Below are 19,334 nucleotides of genomic sequence, written 5' to 3'. Positions count from 1 at the left end.
TAATTGTATGTAGTAAGTTAGTAATAAGCTGTTTAGGAGTAAACGGCTTATTACTAACTTTTATTTTAAATGTGAATCTGTTTATACATAGGCAGCTACTTCGGAATCTTCTTCTGACAATTCCGTTTCTTCTACCACAATTTCCTTCTTCTTATCCTTTCCAAACCTGGCCAATATTCTATCAAAGACATAATAGATAACCGGCACGATTACCATGGTCAAAAACATTGAAGAGATCAAACCACCAATCAATGCCCATGCAAGTCCATTTTTCCATTCAGCACCGGCCCCGGAAGCAAGTGCAATAGGCAACATACCGAATACCATGGCAAGGGTGGTCATCAAAATAGGCCTAAATCGAATTTCCACAGCTTTAAAAAGCGCTGTTTTAACTTCTATTCCTGCCGCTTTCAGTTGATTGGCAAAATCCACCAGCAAAATGGCATTTTTCGCCACCAGTCCCATTAACATAATCAACCCGAGAATACTGAATATACTCAAAGAAGAACCGGACAAAGCCAAAGCCAATAAGGCTCCAATTATAGCCAGTGGAAGGGAGAACATCACCACTAAAGGATATACGTAATTGTCATACAAAGCGACCATAATTAAATAAATCAGTAAAATGGAAGCCAGTAAAGCGATTCCCAAACTACCAAACCCTTCATCCTGCATTTTCATATCACCCTCATAGGAAATGGTTACTTCATTGGGCATGTCCAGCATCGCAATCCTGTCCTTAATCTCTTGTCCTACTGTTCCGGTAGGTCTACCTGAAACCTGAGACTTTACAGAAACGGAAGTGATTCTATTCTGGCGCTCAAGTTGACTTGGGCCTTCAGATGGAATGGCAGAGGCAAATTGCTTGAGCAAAATCACCTCACCTCTTTTGTTTATAAATGCTAGATTTTCTATGTCAGCTACTGAATTTCTATCGAACTCATCCAACTTAATGTTAATGTCATATTCAAAGTCACCATCTCTATATTTGGTATCGGTATTGCCGTTAAAAGCAACTTGCATGGTCCCTCCTACCAAAGCCATGTCTAAACCCAAATCAGCCATTTTTGCTCGGTCTACTTGAACGCTTATTTCAGGATTTCCTTCTTCTAAAGAAGTTTGTACTTTTCTGGTTCCGGGGACTTTACTTACTTCTTCTAAAACCTTATTTGAAAAGGGTTTCAGAACATCCAAATCCGGACCTGAAAGTAGAATTTGTATGGGTGCATCACTGGCTGTACCTGTAATGGCAATCGGCACAGCAGTAAATTCGGCTCCCACAATATTTTCTTCCAAGGCAATTTCCATTTCTCTGGCAAATTCCGGCGCTGTGGTATTTCTCTCCTCTGCCGGCACCATTTTAACTGTTAGCTCAGCGGCATATGGGGTGGAAGTTGCAGCTGCGAAGCCACCAGTAGTTTGGCCAACTGAAGTAAAAACCCCATTAATTTCCGGATATTTTCTAAGGAAACGTTCTGCTTCCATGGTTTTAAAATTAGTTTCCTCCAAAGTAGAAGATTTAGGAAGTTCAACCCTCATCAAGAATTCTCCTTTATCACCTTGACCAACAAATTCGCTCCCAATAAAACCATTACTTACAAGCATAAAGGAAGAGACAAACATTACAAAAGTCAAAATTAATGTAATGGCTTTGTTGTTAAATGACCAGCTAAGAATACCTGTCAGCCAGGCCACGATACTGTCTAAAATCTTTTCAAAGCCATTGATTATTTTACCGAAAACACTATTAGCATCCACATGTTCTAATTTCGAAAACCTGGAAGTCAATAGTGGAATTAAAGTAAAAGCGACTAATAAACTTATCAAAGTAGCTACTGCAACGGTAATACTAAATTGTGTCAATATACCGGCAATCAAGCCTCCTGTCATGGACAATGGAACGAATACAACTACAATTACCAGTGTAATGGAAACCACCGTGCCTCCAATTTCTCGAATTCCGTCATAGGAAGCTTGTACGGCTGTTTTACCCTTTTCCATATGGCGATATATATTTTCTATCACTACAATGGCATCATCCACCAAGATTCCCACAACTAATGAAAGGGCCAATAAACTCATTAGGTTAAGTGTGAATCCTGCCAAATACATCACCGTAAATGTAGCTACAATTGAAGCAGGTACTGCAATCATTACAATCACGGCATTCCTGATACTGTGTAAAAACAATAACATGATTACAGCTACCAATACAACTGCTATAATTAAATCATGAATCACAGCATCTGCAGCTTCTAAAGTAAAGGTTGAACTGTCTTGAGAAACTTCAAACTTTAGGCTATTGTCTTTATACGTTTCTTCAAGACCGGCCAATGCAAGGGTCACATTTTCGGCAACATCCACCGCGTTGGCGTCCGACTGCTTTTGAATGGATACACCAATCGCTGCATTTCCATTTAATCTACTTAGGATTTCTTCTTCTTTATTGGAATCAACTACCTCAGCGAGATCTTTTATTTTAATAATAGAGGCACCATTTTGCGCCACCACAAGGTTTCTTATTTCATCAACAGATGTAAATTTTCCGGCCAATCGAATCAATATTTGCTCATCATCATTGGTAAGCTTTCCAGTAGGAAAATCTAAATTTTCCGAAGCGATGGCTTGGTTCACTTGAATAGGTGAAATCCCCAAAGCCTCAAGCTTATTTTGATTCAGATTTACTTTTATTTCTCGCTCAGTACCTCCCAATAAATTTACTTGGGCCACACCGTCAATTTGAGCCAAAGTAGGCTGGATACGTTGATCCATCAAATCATAAAAATCAGTGGCACTCATTGTTGAGTAAGCTCCCAACTGCATGATAGGCATATCATCTAAACTAAAGTTGCCCAGAGAAGGAGGATCTACATCATCCGGAAGATCTCCTAGTATAGCATCTATCTTACGTTGCGCATCTTGTAATACGACATCTACATCTACTTCATCTTCTAGCTCAATAGTGATAATAGAAAAACTTTCCAGAGAAGTAGATTTCATGACATCAATTCCTTCTAGGGAGGCCAGTGCATCCTCCAGTTTTCGAGTGACTGAATTTTCTACTTCTGATGGAGCAGAGCCCGGATAAAGAGTGGAAACAGTAACCACATTCGGACTGAACTTCGGTAATAGCTCATAGGACATTTGGCTGTAGGAAAAAATCCCCAGGGAAGTCAATATGGTAAAGAGTACCACCACTATGGTGGATCTTTGTATGGATATTTTAGTAATTTGCATCGCTTCTACTATTGAATTTCAGTTACTGACATTCCATCTTTTAGGTTGATCAATCCGGAGGTGATCAACTTATCGCCAATATTCAAACCATCTAGAAGCATAAGCTTATTATTTCCTACTTGTGCGATTTTGATTTTCTTTAAGTTGGCTTGACCGTCTTTTAGTACAAATACCTCAGGATTTTTTATTCCTCTGATAAGTGAAGTTCTTTCAATCATAATGGCTTCTTGTGCAGGGTATTCAAATGTAGCATAGGCAAACATTCCAGGTTTTATTTTTTCCGATACGTCTTCTAATTCAATTTCTACCTGATATTTCAAGGAGGCATCACCTTTGTTACTTGTAAACGAAACTTTACCGGTAAATTCCTGATCAGGAATGACGCCTACTTTAACTTTCACAGTATCTCCAACCTGTATATTTGCGATTTCCATCTCTGATACATTCACTATTAATTTTAGCGGCATCACATCGACGATTTCTACTACATTCATTCCCGGGCTCATTAAAGTCCCTATTTCAATAAAATCCTTATTGATAAATCCGGAAATAGGCGCAGTGATTACGGTATTGGCAAGTCTTCTGTTGATCATTTTAATCTCTGAAGCCCCCATTTTATGAGCATTCTGAATTTCTTCAAGCTGTTTTTCAGTGATAGCTTCTGTACCTGCCAGATTTTCATACCTGCTCAAATCCCTGGTATATTGATTAAATTTAGTTTCAGCAATGGCCAATTCAGCTTGTATCAATTCATCATCCAATTTGGCAATGACCTCTCCCTTGGAAACATGGTCTCCTTTTTCTTTATAGATACGCGTTACTTTACCACTTCCTTCAGACTTAAGCAATAATTCCCTGCTAGGAATAAAAGTACCGTTAATAGTATATGAAAGGGCATTAGAAGTTTTGGCAACTTCTTGTGTTCTCACAGGAATTGACTCACTTATTTTCATGGCTTCTTCTGCTTTAACTTCCATTTCTTGCTTGTTTTTGTAAAGTGTAAAACCAATAACAGCGGCTATAAACACAAATACCAAGGGGGTGATTAATTTTTTCATAATTATTTGAAACAATTTTCTTATTAATTTCTATTTAATTTATTCTGCGATCTTTTCAATCTGACCAATGGATTGGTAGAGTTCTGCTTCTGCAGTTTTTACATTGATAATTTGATTAAAATAAGCGGATCGGGCTTCTCTAAGCGCAGTTTCTGAATCTAAAACATCTGTCAAAGGAGATAATCCCTCTCTATACAGTTGATTCGTTTGATCAAAAACGGTTTCAGATAAAACCAAATTGGATTGTTGAGCTTCTAGACTTTTCAAACTATTATTCATTTTCTTAACCGCATTCAAATAGGAAGCTTGAGCATTTTGCTCTGCCAAATATTGATCGTGTTTCAATTTTTCACTTTGCATCCTCGCTTGAGCAATCTTATTTTTTTTCTGATTTCCGTCGAAGATGGGGATGTTCAATTGTATGCCAACTAAAGAGCCCCTATACCATTGGTGACTAGTTGATAAAAAATCAAAACTTTTTGAAAATGCATTGTAATTAAGATCTGCAAAGGCAGCAATGGTGGGATAATATCCTGATTTTATATTCTTAATATTAAGGGCATTTAACTCCTGCTGTTTGTCCAATACCTGCAGGTCATAACGATTGCTAAGATCCGGATCTTCCAGCAATATTTCCTGTTGATCGTGTTGCTCTTCGAAGTTATAGGGTGCAAGTGCCAATTCATCTGCTACAGGAATACCCATTACCAATTTTAAATAATTGCTTCTTTGTTCGATAAGCGTTTCAAGATTATCCATTTGAGTCTCTAAACTTGTCAGGTTTACCTTAACCCTATTATAATCCACTTTCCTTGCCAAATCATTTTCATACTGAGACTTAATAATTGCTTCTAACTTCACAAGTTTGTCGTGGTTTGCTTCCAAATTTATCATTTGAAGTTCAGTCGCAATAACACCGTAATAGTTCAAGGCAATGTCATAAATAATGTCTTCAGTCGTCATATCGGTGATTAGTCTGTAAAACTCTTCAGAGGTTTTGGCTGCTTTTAATCCTACAAGGTAGGATTGACTAAATACCAACTGACTTAATTGAATTCCTCCCTTCAAACTCTGAGGGACTCCAAAAGCAATCACATCCACTCCATTCGGATCAGAATTTGGATCCAATACTCCTCCCGGAATTGCTTGCGGATACACATCCAAGAAATTGTTATAGTTACCATAGGCCTCTAGTTGTGGTAAACCAGTACCCGTTATTTCTTTTCTTAAATATCCTGCTTCTTGCTCATCTAATATAGATTTTTTGATTTGAGCATTATTTTTCAATCCCAATTCAATACACTCTTTTAAGGTATATCCTCCCTTAATGCCCTCTTGTGCATGCACCACTCCTCCTAAAAATAGGATTAGTATAAGAGGTAACCAGTTTTGTTTTTTCATTTTATTTAATTGTATTATATTTAGTAAATAATAGTTTGTTCTGTTTTTTATGAACCAATCGAAATAAAAAAATTATTCGATTTGTTTTTTATAAGTTTCGATCAATTTTGGCATCTCATCCCTTAAATACTTCATGAATTTAGACACTTCAACCAAATAACCGTTAAACTCCTGATTTTTATCTCCTCTAAGCACAATGATTTCTTCTACAATATCATTGAACTTAAATACGCCTATAATGTCTTCCTGAATATCTTCTTTCCAATTACGAATCTTCAGTCTAAAATATCGTTTTCTTTCCCCAGGTTTGGTAGTATAGTCAACCTTATTTTGACTTTGCAATAAGGTAAGTGCTTGACTTACGGCACTTTTGCTTACAAATAAAGCATTCTGAATATCTTCAAATGTTGCTTCAGCCTCATCAACAATCATTAGTAATCCTATGATTCTACCTAATATCGGTTGATGACCTTTTCTTTCAAAGAATACCCCAATCCTTTCTATTACCTGTTGTTGTTCTTTAGTAAGTGTCATATTGGCTTTTATTGCTTTCTCCGATTAACGCTGCAAATATACAAAAGGTTTTGTTGGTTCATAATTTTGTGAACCAAAGTTTGAAATTTTTTTCAACAGACTAAAAAAAGCTGTAGGAAAAAAATAAGCCCCTATATATATCCTGCCTAAAATCCATTAAGTATTCAAACTTGGATTGTTATCCAAAACAATAAAATTTTAAGGGTTCCAAAAAATTTAATTCCACTAGGCTACCATCTTAATAATTAAGACGATAGATAAACTAATAAAAATTCTAGATCATCAATCAAATCATTTTATTTGGATTCAATCCAAATAAAATGATTATTTCCTTTGGAATATAATCAGTAGCCTATACTTTTGCCACTGTTAAGAATAATTCTAAATAACAAACTATGAAATATATTATACCTTTATTACTATGGCTAATAGCTACTCCTGGTTTTACACAAACCGGGGCTTTGTCAGGCACAATCAAGAATAAAAAGGGAGAACCTCTTGAATTTATCAATGTATTGATAAAAGACAACCACTCAGGTACCATTACAAATAAGGAGGGTTATTATTTTATTGAAGGCATACCAACAGGTAAGATAATAGTAATCACAAATTCTTTGGGTTATGAAAGTCAAGATTATTCAGTAGTTATTAAAGAAAATGAAACAACCGAATTAAATATTGAATTGATCGAGTCTGAGTTAACTTTGCAAACCGTTGAAATATTGGGAAGGTCGGAAACCTCTTACCAGAATAAATCTTCTTTTATTGGGACAAAATCGGCTACGGCATTAAAAGATGTACCACAGTCTATAGGATATGTAACAAAAGAGTTAGCACTAGACCAAGGAGCTTTTCGTGTGAATGATGTGGTTAAAAATATCAGTGGTGTCAACCAGTTTACTTTTTACAATGACATCACCATAAGAGGCCATCGGATACAAGGCCAAAAGACTTCGGGAAATTTAGTCAATGGGATGAGAGCCATGACTAGCTTTTGGAAGCAGCAATTGATACCGCATATAGAGCGAGTAGAGGTAATTAAAGGTCCTGCTTCTGCTCTATTTGGTAATGCCTCGGCAGGAGGCACCATTAACAGGGTAACCAAGAAGCCTTTGAAGGAATCCAGAAAGTCAGTAAGTTCAACCATCGGAAGTTTCAACACCTTTAGGATTTTGGGAGATTTTACCGGCCCTATGACGGAAGATGAATCATTGTTGTTTCGATTGAATTTGGGCTATGAAAATTCAGGGAATTTCAGAGACCTGCAATACGACAAAAATTTGGTGGTAGCTCCCTCCTTTTCTTTTCTGCCTTCAGAGAAAACAAGACTCAACTTAGACCTTGTCTATCAACAGTCAGATGGAAGATTAGACAGAGGCCAAGCAGTATTTGGAAATGGGGACCTTTTTTCTGTCCCTGTCACCAAATCCTTAAACGCTGTTAATGATTACCTGAAAGAAGAAAGTGTAAACGCTACCATTTCTTTAAATCACCAATTTAATTCAAATATTAGCTTTAATTCCGTTTATATGCGGTCAAACTATGCCGAAGATTTGCTCGAACATAGATCTAATAATGTATTTGCCTTAAATGGGGATGGTAGTATTGATCCGGAGAAAGTAGGTATGCGTGTTGGCATTCGCAAACGAAATTGGAGCAATAATAATTTTAGCAATTATTTCAACTTTGATTTTACCACGCAACAGGTTGCACATAAGTTGTTGCTAGGGTATGATTATTTTCAGCAAGTATTGCTTCCGGGTGGGTCTCAATTGGCAGCAAGAGGCTATTATAGTGCAGATGGACAGCGTTCTATAAATTCCTACAACTCGGAAAACAAGTCGGATTACTTGCTTGACAGCAATGGAAATCCAGTGCCAATAGTGGCGCATTTTGACCTGACAAACCCATTTGCCAACCAAATGAGGGATATGAGTAAATACATTTACAGTACAAGCAATTTTGCGCCTTCAAAACTTAATTCTCATGGTTTTTATATCCAAGAACAAGCCAGTATTGGAAAACTTAAAGTGCTTTTAGGTTTAAGGCAAGAGTTTTACAGTGACGTCCTGAATTATAAAGTAGGAACAGAAGAAGAGGTAACCCAAAATGCTTTGATTCCCCGTCTTGGACTTGTATACAGCCTCAGTCCTAAAATCAATGTCTATGGTACCTATGTACAAGGATTCCAACCGCAAACAGCCACAGTAATCAATAACCCGGACGCGGGAGGCCCATTTGATCCATTGACCAGTGAATTGCTAGAAATGGGGGCAAAAAGTGAATGGTTTGATGGAAAATTAAGCGGAAGTCTTGCATTGTATAACCTGAAAGAATGGGGTTCCCTTTACAATGCCAATGAACCGGGCCAACCTGATCTGTTGGTACAAAATGGAGAAGAGGTATCCAAAGGTGTAGAAATTGACTTGGCCGGAAATATCACTCCCAATTGGAGCATAACAGTTAGTTATGCCTTTAATGATGCTGTTATTACACAGAGTGACGATGAAAACCTAATAGGGAGACAAAAACCAAATGCCCCTAGAAATACCGGGAATATTTGGACTAAATACTTGATTAAAGAAGGGAATCTTACAGGCTTAGGTTTTGGTTTTGGTGCCAATTTCGTTTCTGAAAGATACGGATCTTTAGGATCATCCGATAACCCACCTATATTCCCAAGTTATGAATTATTCGATGCTGCCGTTTACTATAAAATGAATCGATTTCAAATCCAAATGAATGTCAACAATCTGTTTGATAAGACACACTGGGTAGGCGGATACGATTATCTGCGTGCATTCCCGGGTGCACCGAGAAATGCAATGACAACCATCTCCTATATATTTTAAATAATCAAACTACCTTTCTTTAACCATTTAAGAAAGGTGGTTTTACTTTAGTATGAATAAAAACCTTCTCTGGAAAATTCACAATTGGCTGGGCCTGTATACCGGTATTGTCATACTATTTCTGAGTATAACAGGTGCTGCTGCCTTGTTTAGACCGGAAATTGATCAATTGCTTAACCCCAATCTTAGGCAGGTTGAACCTAGTGCTGAAAAAGCTTCATTAACAGAGGCTGTCGCCAAAGTGCTACCCATGCATCCGGACAAATATCTTTTTGAGGTTGAAATGCCAAAGGCCTACTTAGATACCTGGATAATTCGCCTTATGCCGAAAGAAAAGAGCCGGTTGAATCCCATGATTTGGGAAGTTTTCATTAACCCCCATACGGGTGAGGTCCTAGGCGAAAGGAATTATTTTAAATCTTTTAGTTATTTTTTAAGGAACATTCATGTCCGGTTTTATGAAGCGTATTATGGAAGACAAATCGTAGGTTTAGCAGGAATCGCTCTTTTTTTATCCACCATTACCGGATTACTTATTTATGGTAAGTTTATGAAAAAGCAGCCTTTTGGGGAAATTCGCTCTAATAAACTAAGAATTACCCAAGCTGATTTACATAAGTTTATCGGTATAAGTGCTCTTGCTTTCAATATGATGATAGGAATTACAGGAGCATGGTTGGGACTTCAATCTTATATAATGTATGGACTAGATATCCCACAGCCCAATAATTTCAGCCGAAAAGAAAAGGTTTTTACCGAAAAAGAAGACATGAATTATAGTCTGGATTTCGATGCCATTTATCAAAAGTCTCAGATAGAATTTCCCAATATGATTCCCTGGTTTATACGGCCTACTACCAATGGGGAGGGCATTGTTCAGGTCTTGGGAAATGTACCTGGACAAGCCTATGAAAGGCGTTCTAACAAACTTGTATTTGATAAACAAAAACAGGAATTGCTGTTTAAGTACAATATCAGTGATCAAAATTTTGGAGCTAAATTATACTATGTTCAGGAGTCTTTTCATTTTGGAGATTTTGCCGGAATCTCATTGAAAATACTATATTTTCTGTTGGCCTTGAGCTCAGGCTATCTTTCTTTGAGTGGCTTTATCATTTATTTAGAGCGTACCAGAAAATTAAAATCAAGGCTTGGAAAAACCATCTCTTTAAAATCTCAACTTAGCCAATGGACCATTGGAATTATGAGCACTATTGTGATTATTGGAATCTTGAGTATGAAGCTGGGTTTAGGTGTTCCTTCTTTACTGGTAGCCATGGCTTTCTATGGTTATCTAATTGCAATAATTGTTAAGAAACTATTACCCAAAGCCAAGTAAAGTACATTTAAAAATCCTTGAAATATGAATACCAAGACAGATAAAATGACAGAACATTATCTAATTCCTCTGCTTTTGTTTTTTGGCAATATATTTATCGTTGTTAGTATTTTTTATTGGAATGAGTGGACAAATGTGTTTACAGAAAACTATTTATTTCCATTTTATTCTTTCCAAGAACTTGGTGGACCCAAGCAATTCCTTGCATCCACAAGCTCATATGGTTTTTCTTATTTGACCATTACAGCGTTTTGCTTCGTTTCAATTGTCCTTAAAAACAAAACCTTATGTCTAATTAGCATCCTCCTGTCCTTGATCGCTTTTTTTCTCTTGTTTAATTAATTAAACCTGTTCTATTACTCCTTCCAATTGGTATGGAAAGCCTGGTCTGCGTCTTTGTCATTTCTTCGGTAGGTATGTGCCCCGAAATAATCTCTTTGTGCTTGAATTAAATTGGCCGGAGAGTTTGCCGTGGTTACACCCAGCAAATAGTTGATGGCATTGGATAATACAGGGACGGCAAATCCATTTTGTAAGGCTTGACCTACTACATAGGATAAATCGCCTTGGTAACTCTTCAGGGCCGTAATGGCTTCATAATTAAGTAAGATATGATTACTTTCCTTAAATATATCAACCAATTCTTCCATTAACTTTGAACGGATAATACAGCCACTTGTCCAAATCCTAGCTATTTCGGAAAAATTTAAAGCCCAATGATTTTTCTCGGAAACTTCTAGCATCAAGGAGAAACCAACTTCATGGTTGATGATTCTTGTGGCTTGGTATGCTTTCTGCAATTTGTCTAAGAAGTTGTCCACATCTTCTATTCCTGTAAATCTTTCAAGATCATAAAGGCCGGATGAAATCATCCTCAGCCCTTTTCTTGCCGAAAGATTTCTGGCCATCACAGCTTCTCCTAAAACCCCATAAGGTACTCCATATTCCAAAGCAGTGTTTAATGACCATCCTCCGGTTCCTTTTTGAGCAGCCTGATCTAGTATTTTATCTATTAAAGGTTCACCATCCTCATATTTCCTCAATATATCAACGGTGATTTCTAATAAATAACTGCTCAAGTCACTGTCCATCCATTTTTCAAAAATGGAAGCAATTTTGATCGGATCTAATTTCAAGTAATTTCGCATTAAAAAATATACCTCAGCAATGGCCTGCATTTCTCCATACTCAATGCTATTGTGTACCATCTTGACAAAATGACCTGCACCTTCGGGGCCCACATAGGTAACGCAAGGGTTGCCTTGAAAATCCTTGGCTGCAATCATTTTTAGATAGCCTTCTATCTTAGAAAAACCTTCCTTATCACCTCCCGGCATGATTGAAGGCCCTCTTCTTGCACCTTCTTCACCACCGGAAACTCCTGTTCCAACAAATAAAATCCCTTTCTCTTTGAGTAAGGCGGACCTTTGAATGGTGTCTTTATAAAATGAATTTCCACCGTCAATGATAATGTCCCCGGCATCCAATAAGGGAAGCAGTTCCTGGATTTGGAGATCCACTGCTTTTCCTGCAGGAATCATCAGCAATATGGATTTTGGCGAGGAAAGGGAAGCAACGAATGCCGAAATTTCTTCAAAAGGCTGAATATTATTATATCCCGGATTTTCCTCCAAAACTTTTGCAGCTATACCTTCTTCTTTTCCTGAAACAAATCTGTTGTATATGGATAAATTCACCCCATTATCCGCCAAATTTAATGCTAGGCTTTTGCCCATCACTCCCATCCCAATCACTCCAAAGTTGGACTTACTTTCCATATTTTTAAAATTTTTGATGATGTCTTGAACAATTAATTCCGGCGAACCATCGATGGCCACCTTTAAACCATAGTCAGGTACTTCCAATGCCTCCATTTGAGAAGCAAGTAATGCGGGATTCATAAAATGCCCTACCCTTTCTCCTAATCTTCTTTCAACGAGGGATTTGTTGCCATCCAGTAGCACCCATTTTATATTTGATGTTACTTTTAAAATATTTCTGTATCTTTCATTCAATGCCGAACAGGCCAATACAGCTCCTTTTTCTTTTGCAGCATCCTCCAATTTTCCAGCCACATTCTGTAACCAGGGGATTCGGTCTTCGTCCTCCAAAGGTATGCCGGCATTCATTTTGGTTTTATTGGATTTGGGGTGAAAATCATCTGCATCTAGAAAAGGAATTCCCATTTTATTTGCCAATAATTCTCCAATGGTACTTTTTCCACAGCCTGTTACCCCGTAAACAATTACAATCATAAACGAAATTATGAAATTCAACCGGTTCAAACCATTTTAAATAGTAATTTTACGATTTGAACCTTATCATTTATTTAGTTTGTTATCAATAGAATTTGGGTTCAAGGATAATACAAATTATGACTCAGCGTAAAAAAAGAGTAGTAGTAGGCCTTTCAGGAGGCGTTGATAGTTCGGTAACCGCCTATTTGTTAAAAGAGCAAGGCTATGAGGTGATAGGTATGTTTATGAAGAATTGGCATGATGAATCTGTCACCATTTCTAATGAATGTCCCTGGGTAGAAGACAGTACTGATGCCATGTTAGTGGCTCAAAAGTTGGGCATCCCTTTTCAAGCGATAGACCTAAGTGAAGACTATAAATCCAGGATTGTGGCTTATATGTTCTCGGAATACCAGGCAGGACGAACACCAAACCCTGATATCCTCTGCAACAGAGAGATTAAGTTTGACATATTTTTGAAGGCAGCCATGAAGCTAAAGGCTGATTTCGTAGCTACAGGCCATTATTGTCAAAAAGAAGAAACAAATGTTGACGGCCAAGCCATGTACAGGCTGATAGCCGGGGCAGATAATAATAAGGATCAAAGTTATTTTCTTTGTCAATTGGATCAAGAACAATTGAGCAAGGCGCTGTTTCCCATTGGACATCTGCAGAAAGCAGAAGTTAGGGCGATCGCCAAAGAACAAGAATTGATAACGGCTGAGAAAAAAGATAGTCAAGGTTTGTGCTTTATAGGAAAAGTGAAGTTGCCAGACTTTTTGCAGCAGCAACTCAAACCAAAAAAGGGTGATATTCTCACTGTACCGGCCGAATCACCGGTTTATGCCAATAAAGGGATTCCAGCAGGGATAGCCTTAGAAGATCTGGATAGTAAGCAATTGAATGAAACTTGCTATCCTTTACAGTATAAGGCTAGCATGGGAGAGAAAGTAGCCGAGCACAATGGAGCGCACTATTTTACCATTGGACAAAGAAAAGGGCTCAATGTGGGGGGTACAGGTAAACCGTTATTTGTGATTGCTACAGACACGAAGGAAAATATTATTTATACAGGTTTGGGAGAAGACCATCCCGGTCTTTTACGCAATGGGCTTTTTGTCAAAAAGGAAGACATACATTGGATCAGGCCTGATAAAACATTGAAAGTGGGAGAAACAGCTTCCTATTCTGCCAGGATCCGATACAGACAACCCCTGTCTAAGGCTACCCTACTTATGAAAGAAAATGGCTTGTATGTATTGTTTGAACATCCACAAAGAGGAATTGCATCCGGGCAATTTGTTGCTTGGTACGAAGGGGAGGAAACCATTGGGTCCGGCGTAATTTATTAAGATGGAAAAACTCCCAATTGTATATGAGGACAGTCAATTCATCGCTATCAATAAACCTGCCGGTGTTTTGGTGCATAAAACCCCATTAGAAAAAGATCCGGAGGCTTTATTTGCCGTACAAATCTTAGAAAATCAAGTCGGCTACAAGGTTTACCCTTTGCATCGAATTGACCGGCCAACTACAGGTGTTTTACTCTTTGGTAAGAGTGCCCAAGCTGCCTCTGCCATTCAATCTCAATTCATTGACAATAGTATAAAAAAGTATTACCTGGCCGTGGTAAGAGGTTATTTACCTGAAGCTCATGGTATAATTGATCATCCTTTGGCCAAAGATTTGGAATTTGTACTTCAGGAAGCTAAAACGGAATATTGGGCTTTAAATCAGTGTGAAGTTCCTTTTGCTTCCACCGGGAGATACCCAAGTAGCAGGTATACTTTGGCAAAAGTTTATCCCCATACCGGAAGAATGCATCAAATCCGAAGACATTTTGCACATTTGAGGCATTATATTATTGGGGACACCACCCATGGAGACAATAGGCAAAATAAGTTCTTTACCAGTCAATTTCAACTCGAAAATATGCTTTTGCATGCTTGGGAATTGTCTTTTTGCCAACCATTTTCTAATGAAACAATTACCATAAATGCCGATCTACCCATACATTTTCGTAGAATTATGGCAGATTTTAATTGGCCGGAGAAGGAAATAAGTAATCAATTAGTATAATTGTATTCAAGCCTAAAAAAACACCTATGACAAAGTTTAAGCATTTACTGTCCATACTTCTTTCATCCTTGTTCGCCTTAGTCTGTTTTCAAGGGATGGCACAAAAAACACAAATTGATAAGGTTATTGAAAAAGCTGAGGCCCTGTCTCATTTCAAATTTCTTGCCTCAGATGAATTAAAAGGTAGAGACCCTGAGCGTCCTGAAATTGATATTGCAGCCTATTATATTGCCAATCAATTTGAAAAATACGGGGCCAATCCACTCACTACATTGAATGCCTATTACCAATATATACCTTTTGTTTCTTCCTCACCTCCTACTGTTGGGGATTTAAAATGGAAAGGTTCCAGGTTTAAACATGGAGAAAACCTGCTGGTCTTGGGGGGAAAGGACCTTTCCGGAGAATATGAGATGGTGGTTGCAGGCTATGGTTTTGAAGAAGATTATGCCAATAAAGAGGTCAAAGGAAAATGGGTAGTGGTTAGGGTAGGTGCACCAAATAGGCTCACACCTACAGCTCTTTTTAAAGCCGGGAGAGAGAAACTAGCCATAGCCAAGTCTAAAGGTGCCGTTGGTTTAATAGAAATGTACAATGTTCCTACCACTCCTTGGAGGATGTTGGTCAATTACCTTAATAAATCCCAATTGACCCTAGATATAGACCCGGAAAACAATGATAATTTACCCTACCTTTGGATGAAAGATCTGAAGGGAGAAATTATTAAATCCATTGCTGCCGGCAAAAATGAAATGTCAATTAAAATAGAAGGTAAGCGGAATAAAAAAATTCAGGGAAGAAATGTGATTGCTGTTATCGAAGGAACCGACCCACAATTAAAAAATGAATATGTGATGCTTTCAGCCCACTACGATCATCTGGGGGTTACCAAACCCAATGCTGAAGGCGATTCCATTTATAACGGGGCAAGGGACAATGCAGTAGGAACAGCAGCTTTGATCCAAGCAGCCAATTATTTTGGAGAAAATCCTCCTAAAAGATCGATTCTTTTGTGTGCATGGACGGCTGAAGAAAAAGGATTGCTAGGCTCTTCGTATTTTGCTGAGAATCCGCCTTTACCTTTAAAGAATATAGTTTTCAACCTGAATATAGACAATGGGGGCTATAACGACACCAGCTTGGTTACCATCATTGGTTTGGGTAGATCTTCAGTAGATCATCATATTTCAGCTGCAGCAAAAGATTTCGGTCTGAAAGCAATTGCCGACCCCTCACCGGAGCAGGGGTTATATGACCGTTCTGACAATGTAAGCTTTGCCAAGAAAGGCATTCCTGCCCCTACTTTTAGTTTAGGATTTACTGCATTCGACGCTGAAATTGGAAAATATTACCATCAAGTTTCTGATCAAGTAGACAATTTTGATTTGGATTACGCCTTCAAATACTGGAAAGCTTATATTCTTTCTGCTGTGAAAATTGCCAATGATCCGAAAAAGCCACTTTGGAAATCCGGAGATAAATATGAAGAAGCCGCCAGGTCATTATATGGTTCTGGGTATTAATAATTATCCATTCAATAAATAAAATGGGCAGGCAAATCCATTACCTTTGATTATTTTGCAAAAAGATTTTAATATAAACAATAGGTAAAAATACTGTAATAGATTGGCCCTCTTTTTTTACTGCCAAGCACAAGGTTTTTGGCAGATTGTTTTCAAAAAAAATAAAAGGACTTGCCAGGCTGTCAGGTTGAATAAAATCACCAATAGCTATGGGGATTTCTTTTTTTAGTACCTTAAAATTTGAAGGTTTTTTCCAATTAATTCCGTCAGATGAATATACCAAACTTATGAATTCATGTGCATGGAAAAAGCCATAAAATTTTTGATTCACCGAATCGTACCATAGAGACTTATCCTCTTTACTCTTGATTTATCACGAGATTCGGTTGCATTTTAAAGGGGCCTAGGGGTGAGTTTGAAATAGCAATTGCTTGGTTTCTCACAAAATCATCATCGTTTGGTTTATCACCTTTTACAACTAAGGGATAAGGATCACCTTCTCCCTTAACTATGGCTGGGTTTATTGTTATCGTGGTAATGGGACCTAAAAGCTGGATGAGGGGGAATCCAGCCTTTCCCATGGGCCATCTAGTGAAGTAGAAAATGCCACACCGGTCTTTTGGTTTTCCCTTAGCCTTTTACGCCATATGCTTTGACCCAAAGATTTACCATTCGTAGCCATTAGATCTTCATTCGTATATTCCATATAGTAAAGGTAATACTTGCCCTCAAAAAACTTGAATTTAGGTTTGTGTGCTGAAATGGCATCCCAGTAACCTTTACCCTACCCTTAAAAACAGTTTCTTTGTATTTCCAAGGTCCGTTAGGGCTTTGCAAGGTGACATGGGCAATTTTAGAAAATGTCGCCAGGCAGAAATATTAACTTGGCACTTGGAGTAAAATAGGAGGTAAAGGTCACATACTCTTTTAATAATAGAGTCACTCCAGTGATAATATTGCATATCTTTAAATATATCATCTTCTGTAATTGGCTTAAAATCACGTTTAAACAATAAAAATTCTTCCTTTTATTGAGAATATGGATTGAAAATTATTCCAATTATTAAAAAACAGAAAGCTGAACCTCATCCTTTAAATTCTTTGTCAAAACATTGAAAAGATTTCTTGACAGTATCTTTCTGAAATTTTCAAAAACATTAAAAATAAAATTTTAACAATATTCCTAGTTTTAATATTGTATATCCTAGCATTTTTCAGGATTAGTCCATTTTGAAGTATTGGATTTTTAGAATCTATTCCTGACCAAGAATTGGTTTAAGGACTTATTTAAGTAAAAACAAATATAAACTCCTCCCAATAAAGGATGCTATTATTTTATTAATAAATCAAGCTAATTTTCAGGAATTACCTTCCTTATTTAAACAAAAAATTATTCAAATATTATCAAATAATGATGATTGTAGAAATTCTAAAATCAGCTCTTGCATTTGGTTTTGTAATTACAATCTTGCCGAAAATTTAAGCAAGTGGTCAAAAGTTTTCACCCGCTTTCGACCTTAAAACCCGATATATTATTAATAAATAAACCTTAAAAAAAACAATAGTAGGCCTATGACATAAAACCAAACAAATTAAAATAACTATAGCTAGCACTTCAATGAAGGGCACAAAGAGTCAAAATATTTTTATTTAAGAAAATCAAAAAAATGAAAAAACATCTATTTTGTGAAGATTTAACCGGTCTTCCTAATAAAACGAATCAGGTATTGCGGTTGTGCTTGATTATGTTAATGCTTCAAACTGCATTGTTTAACAGTAATAACGTATTTGCTCAACAATCTCAGAGCAAGACTATCACTGGCATCGTAACAGATTCGGAGGGATTTCCGCTTATTGGCGTTGCCGTTCTAGCCAAAGGGACTACTAACGGTACCGTAACCAAGCTCGATGGTGATTATGCCATTGAACCTCCGGCCGGTGCTGAGACGTTGCTGTTTTCATACATTGGCTACCAAACACAAGAGGTGACAATAGGTACACAGTCCATTATCAATGTAACGCTTACCGAGGAGGCTGTTGGCCTAAATGAAGTAGTCATCACAGCCTTGGGTATTTCTCGTGAAAAAGAATCCTTGGGGTATTCCGTTGGAACAGTGGATGGGGAGGAATTGAATAAAACGCCACAGGCTAGTGTTCTTAGCTCCATGCAAGGAAAAATTGCCGGTGTACAGATTTCTCAAACTTACGGGGTTAAAGGTTCTTCTATGAATATGGTGATTAGAGGTGCATCCTCTTTAAACTCAGACAATCAACCTTTATTCGTCATTGATGGTGTGCCCGTTTACAATACCACGGACAACTTATTTAACCAGGCTGACCTTGGCAATGCTATTTCAGACATTAACCCGGAAGATATAGAATCAATGTCCGTATTAAAAGGACCGAGTGCTGCGGCTCTTTACGGATCCCGTGCAGCCAATGGCGTAGTATTGATTACCACCAAATCAGGTGGTGGCGAGAAAAAAGGTCTAGGAGTAGATTTTAATTCTTCCTTTATTATGGATACTCCATATGCCTATCTTCCTGTTCAAAATGAATATGCTTCAGGTCAAGAAGGTGCATTTGTATTTGAAAATGATGCTTATGAATTTTGGGGGCCTAAGCTAGACAATGGTTTTATTGCCCAACAAAGAAATCAGGATAGCCCGGCTGAATTGGTTTCTCATCAAAACAATATAAACCGTCAGCAGGATTTTTATCAAAACGGCTGGACACAGGTAAACAATGTGGGTGTTAGCGGAAACTACGAGAAGGCCAATTTCCGTGTTTCTTTGGGTAACTACCTTAATAAAGGTATTATGCCAAATGTAGATTTGAAAAAGAACAACATCAGTATCAATGGTACGATGAACCTGACTGATAATTTGGAGGTGACCGTAATGACCTCTTTAAATGAGTCAAGTTCTGGCAATAGACCAAATGTCAATGATGGTTTTCTTACACCTACCAGAGCCATTTTAACTGTTGGACCACAGGTTGACATGTCTCTATATAGCAATCCGGAAACATGGTGGATGCCCAACCAAGAGGGTATTGTGCAAACCCGCTGGAAA

Annotated in this window: 13 protein-coding genes; 7 read left to right on the top strand and 6 right to left on the bottom strand. The window is 37.6% G+C overall.

Annotated features, from left to right (window positions below; translation table 11 throughout):
- Window positions 1-81 precede the first annotated feature (81 nt).
- The 4 genes from ACYVHJ_RS07565 to ACYVHJ_RS07550 all read right to left on the bottom strand — a co-directional run bounded on the left by ACYVHJ_RS07565 (window position 82) and on the right by ACYVHJ_RS07550 (window position 6,230).
- On the bottom strand, window positions 82-3,237 hold the full coding sequence (locus ACYVHJ_RS07565; RefSeq protein WP_460513730.1) for an efflux RND transporter permease subunit: 3,156 nt from the start codon (window positions 3,235-3,237) through the stop codon (window positions 82-84).
- An 8-nt stretch (window positions 3,238-3,245) separates the two neighbouring features.
- Window positions 3,246-4,295, bottom strand: coding sequence for an efflux RND transporter periplasmic adaptor subunit (locus ACYVHJ_RS07560; protein ID WP_460513728.1), 1,050 nt, complete (start codon window positions 4,293-4,295; stop codon window positions 3,246-3,248).
- A 39-nt stretch (window positions 4,296-4,334) separates the two neighbouring features.
- Window positions 4,335-5,696 carry a TolC family protein gene (locus ACYVHJ_RS07555; protein WP_460513726.1) on the bottom strand — a complete coding sequence of 454 codons (1,362 nt, stop codon included), beginning with the start codon at window positions 5,694-5,696 and terminating at the stop codon, window positions 4,335-4,337.
- Window positions 5,697-5,768: 72 nt separating this feature from the next.
- The gene (locus ACYVHJ_RS07550; protein ID WP_460513724.1) at window positions 5,769-6,230 is read right to left on the bottom strand and encodes a GbsR/MarR family transcriptional regulator; all 462 of its coding nucleotides are present in this window, start codon (window positions 6,228-6,230) and stop codon (window positions 5,769-5,771) included.
- A gap of 395 nt (window positions 6,231-6,625) precedes the next feature.
- On the opposite strand from ACYVHJ_RS07550, the gene ACYVHJ_RS07545 reads away from it, so the two are divergent.
- The 3 genes from ACYVHJ_RS07545 to ACYVHJ_RS07535 are packed head-to-tail and all read left to right on the top strand — an operon-like array spanning window position 6,626 to window position 10,763.
- Window positions 6,626-9,082 (top strand): TonB-dependent siderophore receptor, encoded by a 2,457-nt coding sequence (locus ACYVHJ_RS07545; protein WP_460513722.1) that lies wholly within the window; start codon window positions 6,626-6,628, stop codon window positions 9,080-9,082.
- A gap of 52 nt (window positions 9,083-9,134) precedes the next feature.
- Window positions 9,135-10,421, top strand: coding sequence for a PepSY-associated TM helix domain-containing protein (locus tag ACYVHJ_RS07540; protein ID WP_460513720.1), 1,287 nt, complete (start codon window positions 9,135-9,137; stop codon window positions 10,419-10,421).
- 24 nt (window positions 10,422-10,445) lie between these two features.
- The gene (locus tag ACYVHJ_RS07535; RefSeq protein ID WP_460513718.1) at window positions 10,446-10,763 is read left to right on the top strand and encodes a hypothetical protein; all 318 of its coding nucleotides are present in this window, start codon (window positions 10,446-10,448) and stop codon (window positions 10,761-10,763) included.
- A 14-nt stretch (window positions 10,764-10,777) separates the two neighbouring features.
- Here the strand turns inward: ACYVHJ_RS07535 and gndA are convergent, their stop codons facing one another.
- Window positions 10,778-12,676 (bottom strand): NADP-dependent phosphogluconate dehydrogenase, encoded by a 1,899-nt coding sequence (gene gndA, locus ACYVHJ_RS07530; protein ID WP_460513716.1) that lies wholly within the window; start codon window positions 12,674-12,676, stop codon window positions 10,778-10,780.
- 119 nt (window positions 12,677-12,795) lie between these two features.
- Here gndA and mnmA point away from each other — a divergent pair, with 119 nt between their 5' ends.
- The 3 genes from mnmA to ACYVHJ_RS07515 are packed head-to-tail and all read left to right on the top strand — an operon-like array spanning window position 12,796 to window position 16,260.
- Complete coding sequence (gene mnmA / locus ACYVHJ_RS07525) at window positions 12,796-14,010, top strand: MnmA/TRMU family protein (protein ID WP_460513714.1); 1,215 nt, start codon at window positions 12,796-12,798, stop codon at window positions 14,008-14,010.
- Window position 14,011: 1 nt separating this feature from the next.
- Window positions 14,012-14,737, top strand: coding sequence for a pseudouridine synthase (locus ACYVHJ_RS07520; protein ID WP_339903639.1), 726 nt, complete (start codon window positions 14,012-14,014; stop codon window positions 14,735-14,737).
- 26 nt (window positions 14,738-14,763) lie between these two features.
- Window positions 14,764-16,260 (top strand): M28 family peptidase, encoded by a 1,497-nt coding sequence (locus ACYVHJ_RS07515; protein WP_460513712.1) that lies wholly within the window; start codon window positions 14,764-14,766, stop codon window positions 16,258-16,260.
- A 544-nt stretch (window positions 16,261-16,804) separates the two neighbouring features.
- Here ACYVHJ_RS07515 and ACYVHJ_RS07510 read toward each other — a convergent pair.
- Entirely contained in the window at window positions 16,805-16,966 is a 162-nt protein-coding gene (locus ACYVHJ_RS07510) for a hypothetical protein (RefSeq protein WP_460513710.1), read from the bottom strand.
- 961 nt (window positions 16,967-17,927) lie between these two features.
- Here ACYVHJ_RS07510 and ACYVHJ_RS07505 point away from each other — a divergent pair.
- Window positions 17,928-19,334, top strand: a 1,407-nt coding sequence (locus ACYVHJ_RS07505) for a TonB-dependent receptor plug domain-containing protein (RefSeq protein ID WP_460513707.1), incomplete at its 3' end; no start/stop codon positions are given.

The organism is Cyclobacterium sediminis, assembly GCF_054781075.1.
Note: the sequence above shows the minus strand (reverse complement) of the source record. Positions and strands in the feature narration are given on the sequence as shown.